Here is a 14,924-nt window from a genome sequence, read left to right as displayed (position 1 = left end):
CTACCAATTCGTCCGATTGCGGATTATCTCCAAAGGTCACTGTGTCCGCAGCGCAGCCTCGACCGACGCCGGACTCGCCGGGACGAGCGGGAGCCGTACGGCGGCGGTGGGAATCCGGCCCTGGGCGTGCAGGACGCCCTTCAGGACGGTCGGGTTGGGCTCGGCGAACATGGCCGCCGACATGAGCGACAGCCGGTGACCGAGAGAGCGGGCGTGGTCGGCCTCTCCGGCGCGCCAGGCTCGGACGAGCTCCACGAAATCGGCGGTACGCAGGTGGGCGGAGGCGAGGATGCCGCCGGAGGCGCCCAGGGCGAGCAGCGCGGACAGGAACGGGTCGTCCCCGGCGAGCACCGCGAAGTCGGCCGGCGGGTCGGCGAGCAGAGCGACCGTGTCCATGTCGACGCCGCCGACCGCGTGCTTGACCCCGGCCACCATGGGCAGTTCGGCCAGGCGGCGCAGCGTGCCCGCGCCCACGGACTGCCCGGTTCGATAGGGGATGTTGTAGACGACCAGCGGCACCGGCGTCTGCTCGGCCAGCGCGGTGAAGTGGGCGAGCACGCCCGCCTCGGACGGGCGGACGAACGCCGGGACCGTCACCAGCGCCGCGTCCGCCTCCCCCTTGAGAGCGCGCAGCGCCTCGGCCGTGCTCCGCGTGTCGGCCGACCCCGCGCCGACCGTGAGCGTGGCGCCCCGTTCGCGGCAGACCCGGCCGCAGATCTCGATCACCGCGCGCCGTTCCTCCTCGGCCAGCGTGGCGACCTCCGCAGTGGTACCGAGCGCGACGAGCCCCGACGCGCCGTCGTCGAGCACGGCGTGCGCCAGGGCTTCGAGCGCGTCGACGGCGATCTCGCCGTCCTCGGCGAACGGAGTGATCAACGGGACGTGAACACCGGAAAGAGTCATGCCCACGATCCTTCCGGCGAGCAACCGTGTAGGTCCAGTTCGTGTTTCTGTCGAAACCGTTAAGCTGAACTGATGCTCGATGCGTCCCGAAGCCGTCTGCACTGATGCTCGATGTCCGCAGGCTCCGCCTGCTCCGTGAACTCGCCTACCGGGGCACGATCGCGGCGGTGGCCGAGGCGCTGACGTTCACCCCCTCGGCCGTCTCCCAGCAACTCGCCGCGCTGGAACGCGAAGCGGGGGTCGCCCTGCTGGAGCGCACCGGACGGCGGGTCGCGCTCACCCCCGCCGGGGTGGCGCTGGTGCGGCACGCGGAGGCCGTGCTCGAACGGCTGGAGCAGGCGGCGGCGGAACTCGCCGCGGCCAGGAGCGATCTGTCCGGGATCCTGCGGATCGGCGCCTTTCCCACGGCGACCCGCGCCATCCTCCCCGCGGCCCTGGCGGCGCTCGCGCGGAGCCACCCGGGCCTGGACCCGATGGTGGACGAGGTCGATCCCGCCGAGGTCGCGCCCCGGCTGCGCGCCGGCGAGCTCGATGTCGCCCTGGTCCATGAGTACGACTTCGTCCCGGCCGAGCCCGACCTCGCCCTGGACGCCGTCCCCCTCCTCGACGAATTCATGTACCTGGCCACCCCGCACACCGTCGACGGAGAGGGCGACGCGGCCACGCTCCTCTCCTGCCGCGACGCGCCGTGGATCGCCTCCACTCCCGGCACGCTGTGCCACGCGATGACCATGCGCGCCTGCCAGGCGGCGGGGTTCTCCCCCCGCGTACGTCACCACATCGACGACTTCGCCACGGTGCTGGCGATGGTCGCCGTCGGGCAGGGCGTGGCGCTCGTGCCGGAGCTGGGAGCCGCCGACCCGCCCGGAGGCGTCACGCTGACCGCGCTGTCCATGCGCCGCCGCACCCGCGTCGCCTTCCGCCGGGGCGCCGGCGGTCACCCCGCCGTCGTCGCCCTGATCGCGGCCCTGCGTTCCGCCGTCCGATAGGAGTCAGAACACCGGGATGATGTCCTCCGGGTCGATCACGTCGACCTCCACGCCGTCGATGTCGAGCTCGGGGATCGCGGGGAACTCGATGCCCCACCGCTCGACGATCGCGCGTACCCGGGCCATCGCCAGCCGCCAGTTGTCGGCCTGCTCCTCGTACGACAGCACGCCGAGGCCGCCCTCCCGCGCGTGGTCCATGAGCACCCGGTGGTTGTGCAGGAAGTACGGCGGAAGCTCCCAGAAGCCCTCGGGCGGCTCCCACAGGATCATCGACAGGAACACGAACCCGGCGCGCAACTGACGCGTGATCAGGCCGCGCACGTCGTCGGTGAGCCCCGGCCACTCGTTCTCCAGGATCGTCATGCAGATCTGGAGGTGGCGCGACTCGTCCCGGCCGATCTTGTGGAACATGTCCGAGAACAGGGGGTGCTCGGTGCCGGAGGCCATCCCCCGGAACAGCGTCGAGGCCGCCATCTCCCCCATCATGAAGCTCGTGAACAGCACGGCGAGCGAATACTTGCCCACGGCCGCGTTGTAGCCGTTCCAGTAGCGCCCGCCGTTGTGGTAGAGCCAGCCGATGTTGTTGTGCGCCGCCCGCTCCAGGTCGCCGGAAGGCTGCCAGTCGAGCGGGCCGCCGGGCCACAGCCGTGCGATCGTCCGCTGGCAGCACTCCTCGTGGTTCATCTCGTCGCGGGTGATCGAGAAGAAGCACTTGCGTACGGGATCCTCCTCGTGCTTCTCGAACGCGTGGATCGTGGCGCGGGCGAAGACGGCGGGGCCGGACGCGTCGAAGTTGGCCAGCACGGAGAACCAGTACATGATCCCCAGCCGCTGCTCGGCCGTGAACTCCCCGGGATCGAGCAGGTTCCACGGCAGGTCGGCGGGGTTCCAGACCATGCGCTTGGACTTCTCGTAGATCGCCGCGAGCTTCTCGGTCTCCACCCGCCACTCCATCGGGTAGATGTTGGGCTGCGGGATCTCGGGAGCCGGCCAGAAACCGCCCTCAGGAACCACGACGTCCGACATCCGTCTCACCCTCCCGCGACTGTGACCCACATCACCATGTAACAGCGTCAGCCTCATCCTGCGCCGTGCCGTCACACCAATCAAGTGCCCACACCGCTCAGGCGCCCACACCTCGCCGTCCGCGGCTGCCCTGCGTGACCGCGACGCACACGAGCACGGCGACAGCCGCCACGATCGTCGCGGCGCCGATCTCCTCGTCCAGCAGCAGCCAGGCCCACACCAGCGTCAGCAGCGGCTGCGCGAGCTGGATCTGCCCGGCGCGCGCGATCCCGCCCATCGCGAGCCCGGCGTACCACGGGATGAACCCGAGGAACATCGACACCAGCGCGACGTACGCGAACCCGGCGAGCGACACGGCCGAGGGCTCCACAGGGGTGGTGACGGCCAGCACCACCGTCACGGGCACGGTGAGCGGGGCCGCCAGCACCAGGGCGTACGAGATGACCCGCCAGCCGGGCGTGTCCCGGGCCAGGCGGCCGCCCTCGGTGTAGCCGACGGCGGCCGACAGCAGGGCGAGCACGAGGAGCACGTCCGCCCCGGCGAAACGGCCGGTCCCCCGGGTCAGCGTGAACACGGTGATCGACAGCGCGCCCGCCGCGCAGGCGGCCCAGAACAGGGGCCGCGGCCGCTCCCCCGCCCGCAGCACCGCGAACGCGGCGGTGGCGGCCGGGAGCAGGCCGATGACGACGGCGGAGTGGGCCGTGCTCGCGCCGCCGTCGAGGGCCAGGCCGCTGAACAGCGGGAAGCCGACGACCACGCCCAGCACGATCATCGCGTACGACCGCAGGTGGGCGCGGGGCGGCAGGAGCGGCGCACCGGCGGCCTTGAGGCAGATCACGGCGGCCAGCGCCGCGATCGCCGCGCGCCCGATCGCGACGAGGTACGGATCGAACCCCCGCATCGCGAACACGGTCGCGGGAAACGACCCCGAGAACGACAGCACGCCGACGCCGGCCAGGAGACTGCCCCGCCACGCGGAACGGCGAGGGGAGTCCGCTATCGGGAGGACGCCGATAGCGCTATTGTCAATTTTCATGAACGACGATAGCAGTATCGCCCGTCTCGCCGCGATCCTCCGGGAGGAGACGGAGCGGTCGCGGCCGGGCGAGCGGCTGCCGTCCAGCAGGGAGATCATGCGCCGCCACGGCGTGGGCCCGGTGACGGTCTCGCGGGCGATCGCGCAGCTCTCGGCGGAGGGGCGGGTCGTCACCCGGCCCGGCGCGGGGGTGTTCGTGGTCCCGGCCCGGCGGCCGGTCACGGAGGCGCCCGACCTGTCGTGGCAGACCGTGGCCCTGGGCGACCGGGTGGTGGACGACTCGGCGACGGCGAGCCTGCTGGCCCAGCCCGCCGACGGCGTCGTCCCGCTCACCGGCGGCTATCTCAACCCCGAGCTGCGCCCGGTCAGGGCGCTGGCAGCGGCGGCCGCGCGAGCCGTACGCCGGCCGGAGGCGTGGAGCATGCCCCCGCTGAACGGCCTGCCGGAGCTGCGCCGCTGGTTCGCCGCCGAGGTCGGCGGCGCGGTGACGCAGAACGACGTGCTCGTCGTGAGCGGCGGCCAGTCGGCGCTCACCCTCGCGTTCCGCGCACTGGCGGCCCCCGGCTCGCCGATCCTCGTCGAGACCCCCACCTACCCGGGAGCGCTCGCGGCGGCCAAGGCCGCCGGACTGCGGGCGAGCGCGGTGCCGCTCGACCAGGACGGCGTACGGCCCGACCTGTTGGCGGAGGCGTTCGCGATGACGGGGGCGCGGGTGTTCTACTGCCAGCCGACGCTGCACAATCCCACCGGGGCGACCCTGACCCGGGAGCGCAGGGAACAGGTGCTGGCCGTGGCCCGGGCCGCGGGGGCGTTCGTGATCGAGGACGACTACGCGCGATATCTGGCGACCGGCCCGGTCCCGCCGCCCATGGTGAGCGTGGATGCTCACGGCACCGTGGTCCACGTCCTGTCGCTGAGCAAGATCACCTCACCGAGCCTGCGGGTGGCGGGCCTGATCGCGCGGGGCCCGGCCGCGCACCGGCTGCGGGCCGGTCAGGTGGTCGAGTCGTTCTTCGTCGCCCGGCCCCTGCAGGAGACGGCCGTCGAGTTCGTCGGCTCCCCCGCCTGGCGGCGGCACCTCGGCACCGTCCGCCAGGAGATCGGCGTACGGCAGGCCGCGCTACTGGCCGGGCTCGCCCGTCACGCGCCCGCCGCCGAGGTGCATCTGGTGCCCTCCGGCGGCCTGCACGTCTGGGTACGGCTCCCGCCCGGCACCGACGAGGCGGAGGTGGTCGAGGCGGCACAGGCACAGGGCGTGCTGGTGAGCCCGGGGCGCATCTACTACCCCTCCGAGCCCCCGGGCCCGCGGCTCCGGCTGACCCACACGGCCGCGGCGGGCCTGCCCGAGCTCGACGAGGGCGTCCGCCGCCTCGGCCCGGTTCTGACGTTCCATGCGGCCCGGCGTCTCGGTTAGTCACAGGAGCCCCAGGAGACAACTTTTGCCCCACCTGAACCGTCTTATCTGTGTCATCCCCCTTGACAGAGGAGAGGCCGTGCACCGCCGCTCTCGTACCTCGGCTCGGATCCCCGTTTCCGAGGGAGGCATCCGATTCGTCAGTGGCGCTCGCGACCGGATCGGGGCTCTTCTCCGTGCTCTCCACGGCGGGTGGCCCGCGACAGACGCTCGCGGCGCTCGCTGTTCCGCAGCGCCAGGTAGGCCAGGTAGCTGAAGCGCATGGGCTCCTCCTCGGAATGGCAAACACCGGCAAAACGCTTACGAAGGTGTTGTTATTCCGCGACCTCCGACTGTCGTACAGTGGTCACGAGGGGTGATCGATCATGACGGGCCCGGCGGAGCTGCTCCGCGACTTCGTGAACACCTACGACGTCGAGGGAGACGCCGACGAACTGGCCTCGCCGGCCGAGCTGTCCGTCTGGCTGCGCGAGCGAGGGCTGATCGGCGACGACGACCGCGCCGCCGACGAGGATCTCGCCGTGGCGACCCAGCTGCGCGAAGGGCTGCGGGCCGCGCTGCGCGGCAACCACGACGGGGGTTCGTACGAGGTGCCGGACGGGCTGGACGCGGCGCTGGCGGGGCTGCCGGTGCGGGTGACGCTCTCGGCGGGCACGCCGGCCCTGGAGCCGGCGGCGCCCGGAGTGGCGGGCGGACTCGCGCGCCTCGCGGCGCTGATCCCGGCCGCCCACGCCGACGGCACCTGGCCGCGGCTGAAGGTATGCGCCGAGAGCACCTGTCAATGGGCGTTCATCGACTCCTCGAAAAATCGGTCTCGCTCCTGGTGCTCCATGCGCGTCTGCGGAAACCGCACAAAAACCCGGGCATATCGGGCACGACGCCAGGCGGAAGGTACGCCGAGGCCCTCCTGACCAGTACGGTGTTACAGGCTAAGAAAGGAGCCCGCCGAATGGGTGTTAGAGCTGCCCGCCTCGAGGACGTCGACGCGGTGACCAGCACCCAGATCCGGGCGTGGAAGGCTGTCTATCGCGACTTCCTGCCACCGATCCCGCTGGAGCAGATGACCGGGCCGGCGGCGGAGAAGATGTGGCGCCGCCAGTGGGAGGAGGCGATCCTCTCCCCGCCCTCGCCGCGTCACCGCCTGCTCGTCGCCGTCGAGCGGGTGGTGCCCGACACCGACGCGTTCACCGCGCTCGGGCCCGGCGGCATCCTGGCGACCGCGGCGCAGCGTGCCTCCGACCGGGTCGTGGGGCTGGCGTCGCACGGACCCGCCGAAGATCCGGATCTCCATCCCGCCACGACGGCCGAGCTGATGACGTTGCTCGTCGATCCCAACCACATCAGGCGCGGACACGGCAGCAGACTGCTCAACGCCACGGTGGACCACCTGCGCGAGGACGGCTACAGCACGGTGGTCACCTGGGTCTTCGCCGACAACCACCCGATGCTGGGCTTCCTCGAGTCGGCCGGCTGGGGCGAGGACGAGGCCGAGCGCGTCCTCGACATGGGCCGCCCGATCAGGATGATCCGCCTCACCACCGACATCCGCTGACGCGGCATCCGTCCCCGCCTCCGGCCCTTCGCGGCTTCGGCTGAACATGTCGAAGCCACAGTCGATCCGTCGCCGTACGTTCCCGTGGACAGAGCGCCGACCACACCGACGATGCCGCGCTTGCCGGACATCTCGGTACTGCGGCCTGAAAAGAAAGAGGAGGACAGAAACGGCGGCACAGGCTGTTGTGGAAATCCGCTATCCGTGCTGGGTGCGCATGCTGGGTAGCGGATGGACGCACAGCCGACGCCTTCTCGGTCGCTGAGACCGGGCGTCGAAGTGGCGTCATGCGCGTCCGGTGACCGCGGGCTTGCCGGTGTGACGTTGCCCAGCCTGGATCCACGGGCCGGAACATGACTGAAGTGCCCCGGAAACAGCGAGAGGCGCCCTCCGAACCGGGCTGATGGAAGTTCTTCAGGCTTCCGGCAGCCCGCCCGGTACGACGCCTCTGACGTGCGTTTGTTCCCCGGCAAGAGCCAGAGCCGCCGGCAGGACCAGACCTCTGGTGAGAGCTAGACGCGCGAGCGCGTCGAGGCCCTGCCCGGCCGCACGGCCGGCACCCGGGAGGTGCTCACGTCTTGATCACGAATGGGTCGCCGGTCGAGCCCGAGTAGTCGATCATGACGTTCTTCACCGTGAGGTAGTCGTCGAGCGCCTCCTCCCCTCGCTCCCGCCCGAAGCCGCTGTCCTTGACACCGCCCGACGGCGCCTGGACGCCGGCCGCCCGATAGCAGTTGACCCAGACGGTCCCGACATCGAGGGCGCGGGTGCACCGGACGGCCCGGTCGACGTCGCGGGTCCATACCGCCGCCGCCAGGCCGTACCGGGAATTGTTGGCGATCGCGATCGCCTCGTCCTCGTCGTCGAAGGGCAGGACGGCCAGCACCGGGCCGAACACCTCCTCCTGGGCCAGCGGCATGTCGGGCGTGACGTCCGTGAAGATGGTGGGCTGCACGAAGAAGCCCTGCTCCAGACCGGGACCCGAGGCCCGGCGACCGCCGGTGACGAGCCTGGCCCCGGACTGCTCGGCGCCCTCGATCATCGTGAGGATCTTGCTCAGTTGCGGCTCGTTCGCGACGCAGCCCATCTCCGTGGCCGCATCCGCGGGATCCCCGAGGACGATCCGCTCGGCCCGCGTCCGCAGTTCCTCGACCACCTGGTCGTGAATGCTCCGGTGCACCAGCAGCCTGGACCCGGCGACGCAGCTCTGGCCACCGGCCGCGAAGATCCCGGCGACGGCGCCGACCAGGGCACGAGGAAGGTCGGCGTCCTGGAAGACGATGTTCGCCGACTTGCCGCCGAGCTCCAGGGTCACCGGGACGAGGTTGCGGCCGGCCGCGGCGGCGATCTCCCGGCCCACTTCCGGGCTCCCCGTGAAGCTCACCCGTCCGATACGCCGCCCGTCGACGAGCGCCTTGCCGACGCGGCTGTCCCCCGTCACCATGTTCACCACACCTGGCGGGAAGCCGGCCTCCTCGACCAGCCGGCACAGCTCCGCGGTCGTCGCCGACGCGTGCTCCGACGGCTTGATCACCACGCAGTTGCCCGCCGCCAGCGCCGGCGCGAGCTTGTTCGACAGCAGTGACAACGGGGAGTTCCAGGCAGTCACGAGCGCGGCCACACCGATCGGCTCGCGATGGGTGTAGTCGAGGACGTCCGGCCGGTCCAGAGGAATGGAGGAGCCCCACACCTTGTCGGCGTAGCCGGCGTAGAAGCGCAACTGCCGGGCGGCACCGAGCACCTGGGCTCGGGTCTCCCGGATGACCTTGCCGTTGTCGGTGGTCTCCAGCAGGGCAAGCCGGTCGACGTCGCGCTCGACGAGAGAGGCGAGCTCGTGCAGCAGGGTGGCCCGCCGCAGGCCGCTGGTCCTGCGCCACGTGCCCGCGAAAGCCGCATGGGCGGCCTCGACCGCGTCGGCGACGTCCGCCGGGCTGGCCTGCGCGTGCGTGGCCCATGCCTGCCGGGTGTACGGGTTGACGGCCTCGAAGCTCTCCCCCTCCGACCCGGGACGCCACTTCCCGTCGATGAAAAGCCCATAGTTCTCGACTGACATACCTGCTCTCTCTTCTTTCATCCCGGCCATGTGACCGGGCCACACGAGGCACCACCGGGGGCTGGTCGCCATCCGGCACGCGTCGCCCCGATCGTGCCGAGGCCGGCGCGGAGCCGGTAGTTCTCCATCAGCCGAACAGGAAGACCCCCTTTCCGTCGGTCTGCCGCGCGAACAGCTGGTATGCCTCCTCGGCCTGGTCGAGCCGCCACCGGTGGCTGAACAGTTCGTCGACCGGAATGCCGTGATCGACGACGAACTGCGCGCACTCGGCCTGCCCGACGTTCGAGAAGGTCCACGAGCCCATGATCGTGAGCTGCCGGGAGGTGATCGTGCTGACGTTCTCGACCTGCAGCGCCGTGACCCCGGCGACCAGGACGACCGCGCCCCACGGGCGGACCGCCGCGATGGCCTCGGCCCGTGCCGACACGGCGCCGGAGGTCTCCAGAGCGTAGTCCGCCCCGCGCCCCTTCGTGTGCTGCAGGATCGCCTCCACGGAGCTCTCCACCGCCGGATTGACGATCACGTCCGCGCCGAGTTCCCCGGCACGCCGAAGCCGCTCCTCACTGATGTCGAGGGCGATGACGCGGGCGCCCATCGCGGCGGCGAGCTGCGTCGCGGCGAGACCGACCGGGCCCTGGCCGTAGATCGCCACCGTGTCCCTCCCGGACGGCCGCACCCGCATCAGCGCGCCGTAGGAGGTGCCCATGCCGCAGGAGATCGCCGAGCCCGCCTCGAAGCTCAGCTCTTCGGGCAGCGGCACGAGGGTACGGGCGGGGACGGTCATGTACGGGGCGTGGGCACCGTGCGCGCTGATGCCGTAGACCGCCGGGACCTCCCGGGAGCACATCTGCGCCCAGCCCGCCCGGCAGTGCTCGCAGACGCTGCAGCCCCAGTAGTGGTGGACCATGACCCGGTCGCCGACCCTGGCCTCGTTCGCCGTCACCCCGGACCCCACGGCCGCCACCACCCCGCACGGCTCATGCCCCGCGATGATCGGCTCGGTCGGCGGCGGGAGCTTGGGGTGGCGCTTGCTGCCCGGCGCCGCCCGGTAGAGGTTGAGATCGCTTCCGCACATTCCCGACGCCTTGATCTCAACGACGACCTCGCCCGGTCCGGGTGTGGGGTCGGGCAGGTCGATGAAACCGATCACACTGCTTCCGGGGAACACCACTCCGCGCATGCGTCTCCTCCAGTCACGCCGTCTGCGTCATGTTCACGAACCCCCGCGAGATCCCCCTGCACGGCCCCCTTCGAGCCCCGTACGAGCCTCGCCGGATGTCGCGTGGACGAGCCCGGCGAGGGGTGCGGCGTGAAGGGGTCCAGGGGGGTGAAGGGGGCGAGTGGCGAGGCAGGCGTCGATGCGACAGACCTCGCCGTCGATCTTGGGGAAGTCCACCACGCCGCCGCGTGGGAGGACACGGACACGTTCATCGGTCCGACCGCGGGCACCCGGCGGGAAAGGCATCGACTCCTGCTACCCGCCGTGGACCGCACAGCTTTCCTCCAGTCATACGGTTAAGCGTATGACCAGTAGACAGTAACAGGTTCACCGGCGCACGGCAACGAAGTGGACGACCGCGCCCGAACGGTCGAAGCGGTCGAGTCGCAGGCCGGCCTCCTGAAACCATCCCCGCACGTCGGACGCCGTTCCCACGGCTCCGAACACCCCGAACCGGCGCAGCAGGGCGATCATCCGATCGAAGCGCGGCCCGGCCTTCCTGACGATGCAGCACCCCACCAGTCGGCCGCCGGGGGCGAGACAGCGAGCCAGTTCCGCCACCGCGACGCCGGGATCGGGGAGGCAGTGCAGCCCGTTGTAGGACAGGCACCCCCCGAACGCGCCATCGGCGAAGGGCAGCGCCCGCACATCGGCGCGAGCGAACCGCGCCGCGGATCCCGGCCCGGCGCGCCGCCGGGCGCGGCTGACCATGGCCGGTGAGATGTCGACGCCGACGTATCCGGGCCCACCGGCGGCGCGCAGCCCGGCGAGCGCGACACCGCTTCCGCACGGCGCGTCCAGGATCAGCACGTCCGACGGCAACCGCGCGAGCTCGCCGATGCCGCGCCGCAGCAGCCGCGTGTCGGTCCCCCACAGCACCCGGCCGGCGACTCGAAAGATCCACTCCCGCTCGGCACCGCCGGCGTACACCGCGCCGACGAACCTGCCCCACGCCCGTCGCGCTCGCCAGGTCCGCACCGGATCGGTCATCCCGCCCCCCTCCAACCACACGTCCGCCGACCGCGCGTCCCACCGACCGCCACGCGGACGACACGCGGACGACACGGCGGCATCGGCCGGGCCGGCGTCAGGCGTGGGCCCGCCCGCGTCCTCGTCGCCGGCCGCCGGCCGCCGGGTCAAAGACGCAGTGCGATCCGGGCCCCGTCCAACGTGGCGTGCACGATCCTGCGAGGCGCGAGGGCGTCACCGATCCGGTAGAACTCCCCTTCGATGTCGGGGAAGTCCGTCACCTCCTGGGCGGCGGCGAAGACCACCGAGTCGGCCGGGACGAGGTCGGTTCGCCTGGAGAAGGTGTTGTAGACCTGCGGCTTCGGGCCCAGCGTGTCCAGCCTCGTGTTCGCCCTGATGTCCACGCCCTGCTCCAGGCAGCGCTGCGTCAGGAGATGGAGGATCGACGGCTCCGCACCCTGCCCCGGGACGAAGCACTCCGAGATCAGGGTCACCTGCTTGCCTGCCGCGGCCAGGAAGTCCGCCGCCGCCAGCGGTGCGACGTGGTCGTTCAGACCACCGACGACAAGCACGGACTCCCCCAGTTCGGACAGGTCCATGTCGAGGATGTCCAGGGCGCTGAACGTCCTGATGTCCCCGGCTCCCGGGAGATCCGGGATGGCCGGCATGGCGCCCGTCGCGGCGACCACGGCGTCCGGCGCCAGGGCGGCGATCAGCTCCGGTGTCGCCTCGACCCCGGTGCGGACGTCCACGCCCGCCTGGCGGACCTCCTTCTCCAGCCCGTCGATGAGGGAACGCATCTCCGCACGGCCCGGGTCCAGGCACAGCCGGCGCAGCTTACCGCCGAGCTGGTCCTGCTTCTCCAGGAGTGTGACGCGGTGCCCCCGCTCGGCCGCCGTACGCGCGCACATCAGGCCCGCGGGCCCGGCTCCGACGATCACCACGTGCTTGCCCGCCGGCGGCGCGGGGACGGCCAGCTCGTCCTCTCGCCCGGCCCAGGGGTTCACCGGGCAGGCCGACACCCGGTCGGGATAGTGGCACTCGTTGACGCCGATGCACTTGCGGATACGCCCGGCGTCGCCGCGCTCGGCCTTGCGGAGGAAGTCCGGGTCGGCGATCAGCGCCCGCGTCGTCCCGACCATGTCCGCCAGACCCTCGTTGAGCACCCGCTCCATCAGGGCCGGGTCGTTCATCCGGCCGGTCAGGATGACGGGCACCGAGACCGCGGACTTGACCCGTGCCGCCGACTCGCCGTTGAACCCGGGCTCGAGGTACGCGGAGGCGACGTAGGGCAGCACGACCCCGTCGTCGAGCGCGCCGATCGTACCCGCCGTGACATTGACATAGGCCAGGTGCTGCTCGACCGCGCGGACGATCTCCACGACGTCGCCGGTGGACAGTCCCTGAGGGTTCGCCTGCCGGCCGCTGATCCGCATGCCGATCGGGAAGTCCGGACCACAGGTCTCGCGGATAGCGGCGATGATCTCGTCGAGGAAACGGCGCCGGTTCTCCGGGGTGCCGCCGTACTCGTCGGTCCGCTGATTCGTGACCGGGGAGAGGAACTGCTCGACGAGGTAGCCATGGGTGGCGTGCACCTCGACACCGTCGAAGCCGCCGCGCTGGACCCGCGAGGCCGCCCGGGCGAAGAGCCGCACCACCTGCTTCACCTCGTCCGTCGTCAGGGTGTGCGGCTGCGTACGGACGTGCGGATCCTGTTTGCCGCTCGGGGAGACCATGGCCTGGAACGTCTCCGGCAGGCGGATCGAGCCGCGGTTCGCCACCTGCCCGAACACGACGGCGCCGGAGTCGTGGACGATCTTGGCTCGCGCCTCGATCTTCGGCAGCAGCAAGCGGTCGTAGAAAGCCTCGCCCTCCGGGGTCTCGGGGTCGGGACCGGCGTCGATGTCATCGATCGCGACGTGGTCCTGCCATCCGGTCGTCACGAAGTACGGCGTCGAGATGGCCTCGGACAGAACGGGGATGCCGACCAGTCCGACGCCGCCGCGCACGCGCGTCTCAAGGTACTTGAGGTAGCGCCGCTCGCTCATCTTCGGGTTGTGCGTCGTCAGCATGAGACGGTTGCGAACCGTCATCCCGGCGATCGAGATCGGGCTGGAGAGGGTCTCGAACGGGCTCATGGCTTGCTCACTTCCTGGGGGTCGGGCCGGGTGTCCTTGTCGTCGCGTCTGGTGATGGGGGCCCTGGTTCCGTTGAGGAGCATGGCGATCATCGTGTAGAAGCCGACGGTGGAGATGAGCTCGACCATTCCCCGGTCACCGAGGACGCGCGACGCGCGCTCGTAAACGTCGTCCGGGATGTCCCGGTCCCGGTGCAGGCACACGGCGACGTCGTGGACCGCCCGCTCCGCCGCGTCCTGAGACGCGAAAGCGCCGTCACGCACGCCCGCGACGGCCTCCTCGGACAGGCCGGCCTTGCGGGCCAGCGGCTCGTGGGCGAGCCATTCGTTCTCGCAGCGCCACTCCACGGCGGTGACGAGGATCGCCAGTTCCCGGAGCCGCGGCTCGAGAACCGAACCGAAGCGGACGTAGTTACCGAAGTCGAGTGCCGCCTGAGCGAGCCTGGGGCTGCGGGACCAGATCGCCGTCGGCCCGGTGGGGTTGTGCGGGCCGCTGGTGACAACGTCGTAAACGGCACGTTCGTCGGCCGTGAAGGACCGCGGATCAGGCTCGGCAAGCCGGGAGGTCACGAGTGCATCACTCCGTAATCAGACGACGAATTCGTCGTGGGTCTCGGGGGCGAAGATCTCCTCGGGGCTGACAAGCCGCTGCGTGAGGCCCTGGGCCCGCATGTAGCCGAGGAAGGTGGTGAGGCAGGCCCGGTTCTCCTCGATGCCGTACGGCCAGTGATCCGTTCCCATGAGCTCGCGGACGTGCTCCGCCTGCCGGTAGCCCCAGGGTAGGAGATTGGACAGCGCCACGACCTCGGCGAGGGACTGGGCGGCCAGAGCCTTCGCCTCGGAGAAGGCGTTCATCAGGGAGCGGGCCAGCCAGCGGTTGCGCTCGTACACGTCGGAGCGGATGACGACGGTGTGCATGATCGGGAAGATGCCGGTCTGACGGAAGTAGTCGGACTCGACGTCCATCGGCTCGCTCCACAGCCGGCGGATGTTGCTGTCCGGGCCGCCGAAGCCCCGGGGCGTCCGGGCGGTGTACAGCGCGTCGATCTGGCCGCGCTCCAACATGTCCGACAACGTGGTGCCGGTGGGAATCGGCGCGATGTCGACGCCCGGGACGTCGATCGTGAGCTTCTCGATCCGGCCGGGTTCGAGCAGTCCGCCGGTTCGGTACCTCACCGAGTCGACGGGCAGCCCATGGTGCTCCTGGAGGATGCCGCGAATCCACACCGCCGCGGTCATCTGGTACTCCGGGATGCCCACCGTCTTGCCCGCCAGTTGCGACGGGTCGGTGTAGTCGCTGTCACCGCGGACGTAGACGCCGTGGTGCCGGAAGGTTCTGGAGGGGAAGACGGGGATCGCCACGAACGGCCGCCCGCGCAGAACGCTCAGGGTGTACGAGGACAGCGACATCTCCGCCACGTCGAACTCCCCGTGCCGGGCCATCCGGAAGAAGATCTCCTCGGCGCTCAGGGGCAGATAGTTCAGGTCGACGCCTTGCACCCTGACCCGGCCGTCGGCGAGTGCCGCGGTGCGGTCGTAGGGCCCGCACGCCAATGTGATTCGTTCAACCACTTGTTGTCCTCGTTGTCCTTCTCCAGTTCCTTCCGGCGCGGCGTCACGCGCCGC

14 protein-coding genes are annotated in these 14,924 nt (G+C 71.0%); 4 read left to right on the top strand and 10 right to left on the bottom strand.

Features of this window, described 5'->3' with window-relative positions:
• Positions 1 to 36: 36 nt before the first annotated feature.
• The gene (locus HHX41_RS33830) at positions 37 to 903 is read right to left on the bottom strand and encodes a 4-hydroxy-tetrahydrodipicolinate synthase (protein ID WP_182909186.1); all 867 of its coding nucleotides are present in this window, start codon (positions 901 to 903) and stop codon (positions 37 to 39) included.
• Positions 904 to 1,007: 104 nt separating this feature from the next.
• On the opposite strand from HHX41_RS33830, the gene HHX41_RS33825 reads away from it, so the two are divergent.
• Positions 1,008 to 1,892, top strand: a complete 885-nt coding sequence (locus tag HHX41_RS33825) for a LysR family transcriptional regulator (RefSeq protein WP_182909185.1) — start codon at positions 1,008 to 1,010, stop codon at positions 1,890 to 1,892.
• A 3-nt stretch (positions 1,893 to 1,895) separates the two neighbouring features.
• Here HHX41_RS33825 and HHX41_RS33820 read toward each other — a convergent pair whose 3' ends face one another.
• Both HHX41_RS33820 and HHX41_RS33815 read right to left on the bottom strand, forming a co-directional pair.
• Positions 1,896 to 2,918 (bottom strand): hypothetical protein, encoded by a 1,023-nt coding sequence (locus tag HHX41_RS33820; protein WP_169979536.1) that lies wholly within the window; start codon positions 2,916 to 2,918, stop codon positions 1,896 to 1,898.
• Between the two features lie 97 nt (positions 2,919 to 3,015).
• Complete coding sequence (locus HHX41_RS33815) at positions 3,016 to 3,954, bottom strand: DMT family transporter (RefSeq protein ID WP_182909184.1); 939 nt, start codon at positions 3,952 to 3,954, stop codon at positions 3,016 to 3,018.
• Here HHX41_RS33815 and HHX41_RS33810 point away from each other — a divergent pair.
• Entirely contained in the window at positions 3,953 to 5,368 is a 1,416-nt protein-coding gene (locus HHX41_RS33810; RefSeq protein ID WP_182909183.1) for a PLP-dependent aminotransferase family protein, read from the top strand. The genes HHX41_RS33815 and HHX41_RS33810 overlap by 2 nt on opposite strands.
• Positions 5,369 to 5,508: 140 nt before the next feature.
• Here HHX41_RS33810 and HHX41_RS41300 read toward each other — a convergent pair whose 3' ends face one another.
• On the bottom strand, positions 5,509 to 5,631 hold the full coding sequence (locus HHX41_RS41300) for a hypothetical protein (protein ID WP_259401502.1): 123 nt from the start codon (positions 5,629 to 5,631) through the stop codon (positions 5,509 to 5,511).
• A 102-nt stretch (positions 5,632 to 5,733) separates the two neighbouring features.
• Between HHX41_RS41300 and HHX41_RS33805 the strand changes: the two genes are divergently transcribed.
• A complete protein-coding gene (locus HHX41_RS33805) occupies positions 5,734 to 6,279 on the top strand; it encodes a CGNR zinc finger domain-containing protein (protein WP_169979541.1) in 546 nt (181 codons plus the stop codon).
• A 38-nt stretch (positions 6,280 to 6,317) separates the two neighbouring features.
• Positions 6,318 to 6,920: a GNAT family N-acetyltransferase gene (locus HHX41_RS33800; protein WP_169979543.1), complete on the top strand. Its 603-nt coding sequence runs from the start codon at positions 6,318 to 6,320 to the stop codon at positions 6,918 to 6,920.
• A gap of 571 nt (positions 6,921 to 7,491) precedes the next feature.
• On the opposite strand, the gene HHX41_RS33795 is transcribed toward HHX41_RS33800, so the two are convergent.
• The 6 genes from HHX41_RS33795 to HHX41_RS33770 all read right to left on the bottom strand — a co-directional run bounded on the left by HHX41_RS33795 (position 7,492) and on the right by HHX41_RS33770 (position 14,870).
• Positions 7,492 to 8,973, bottom strand: coding sequence for an aldehyde dehydrogenase (locus HHX41_RS33795; protein ID WP_182909182.1), 1,482 nt, complete (start codon positions 8,971 to 8,973; stop codon positions 7,492 to 7,494).
• Positions 8,974 to 9,100: 127 nt separating this feature from the next.
• Positions 9,101 to 10,153 carry a zinc-binding dehydrogenase gene (locus HHX41_RS33790; RefSeq protein ID WP_182909181.1) on the bottom strand — a complete coding sequence of 351 codons (1,053 nt, stop codon included), beginning with the start codon at positions 10,151 to 10,153 and terminating at the stop codon, positions 9,101 to 9,103.
• A gap of 366 nt (positions 10,154 to 10,519) precedes the next feature.
• Positions 10,520 to 11,182 (bottom strand): class I SAM-dependent methyltransferase, encoded by a 663-nt coding sequence (locus HHX41_RS33785; RefSeq protein WP_169979549.1) that lies wholly within the window; start codon positions 11,180 to 11,182, stop codon positions 10,520 to 10,522.
• 146 nt (positions 11,183 to 11,328) lie between these two features.
• Complete coding sequence (locus tag HHX41_RS33780) at positions 11,329 to 13,299, bottom strand: FAD-dependent oxidoreductase (protein ID WP_182909180.1); 1,971 nt, start codon at positions 13,297 to 13,299, stop codon at positions 11,329 to 11,331.
• Complete coding sequence (locus HHX41_RS33775; RefSeq protein WP_169979552.1) at positions 13,296 to 13,868, bottom strand: carboxymuconolactone decarboxylase family protein; 573 nt, start codon at positions 13,866 to 13,868, stop codon at positions 13,296 to 13,298. The genes HHX41_RS33780 and HHX41_RS33775 overlap by 4 nt, the downstream gene beginning before the upstream one ends.
• Positions 13,869 to 13,886: 18 nt before the next feature.
• On the bottom strand, positions 13,887 to 14,870 hold the full coding sequence (locus HHX41_RS33770) for an ABC transporter substrate-binding protein (protein ID WP_182909179.1): 984 nt from the start codon (positions 14,868 to 14,870) through the stop codon (positions 13,887 to 13,889).
• Positions 14,871 to 14,924 lie beyond the last annotated feature (54 nt).

This window comes from Microbispora sp. H13382, assembly GCF_014161445.1.
Classification (GTDB): domain Bacteria; phylum Actinomycetota; class Actinomycetes; order Streptosporangiales; family Streptosporangiaceae; genus Microbispora.
Note: the sequence above shows the minus strand (reverse complement) of the source record. Positions and strands in the feature narration are given on the sequence as shown.

Coding starts and splice junctions, on each gene's coding strand:
- HHX41_RS33805 (WP_169979541.1), top strand. CDS start 5,734: ATGACGGGCCCGGCGGAGCTGCTCCGCGACTTCGTGAACACCTACGAC.
- HHX41_RS33825 (WP_182909185.1), top strand. CDS start 1,008: ATGCTCGATGTCCGCAGGCTCCGCCTGCTCCGTGAACTCGCCTACCGG.
- HHX41_RS33815 (WP_182909184.1), bottom strand. CDS start 3,954: ATGAAAATTGACAATAGCGCTATCGGCGTCCTCCCGATAGCGGACTCC.
- HHX41_RS33820 (WP_169979536.1), bottom strand. CDS start 2,918: ATGTCGGACGTCGTGGTTCCTGAGGGCGGTTTCTGGCCGGCTCCCGAG.
- HHX41_RS33810 (WP_182909183.1), top strand. CDS start 3,953: ATGAACGACGATAGCAGTATCGCCCGTCTCGCCGCGATCCTCCGGGAG.
- HHX41_RS33785 (WP_169979549.1), bottom strand. CDS start 11,182: ATGACCGATCCGGTGCGGACCTGGCGAGCGCGACGGGCGTGGGGCAGG.
- HHX41_RS33795 (WP_182909182.1), bottom strand. CDS start 8,973: ATGTCAGTCGAGAACTATGGGCTTTTCATCGACGGGAAGTGGCGTCCC.
- HHX41_RS33790 (WP_182909181.1), bottom strand. CDS start 10,153: ATGCGCGGAGTGGTGTTCCCCGGAAGCAGTGTGATCGGTTTCATCGAC.
- HHX41_RS41300 (WP_259401502.1), bottom strand. CDS start 5,631: ATGCGCTTCAGCTACCTGGCCTACCTGGCGCTGCGGAACAGCGAGCGC.
- HHX41_RS33830 (WP_182909186.1), bottom strand. CDS start 903: ATGACTCTTTCCGGTGTTCACGTCCCGTTGATCACTCCGTTCGCCGAG.
- HHX41_RS33780 (WP_182909180.1), bottom strand. CDS start 13,299: ATGAGCCCGTTCGAGACCCTCTCCAGCCCGATCTCGATCGCCGGGATG.
- HHX41_RS33800 (WP_169979543.1), top strand. CDS start 6,318: ATGGGTGTTAGAGCTGCCCGCCTCGAGGACGTCGACGCGGTGACCAGC.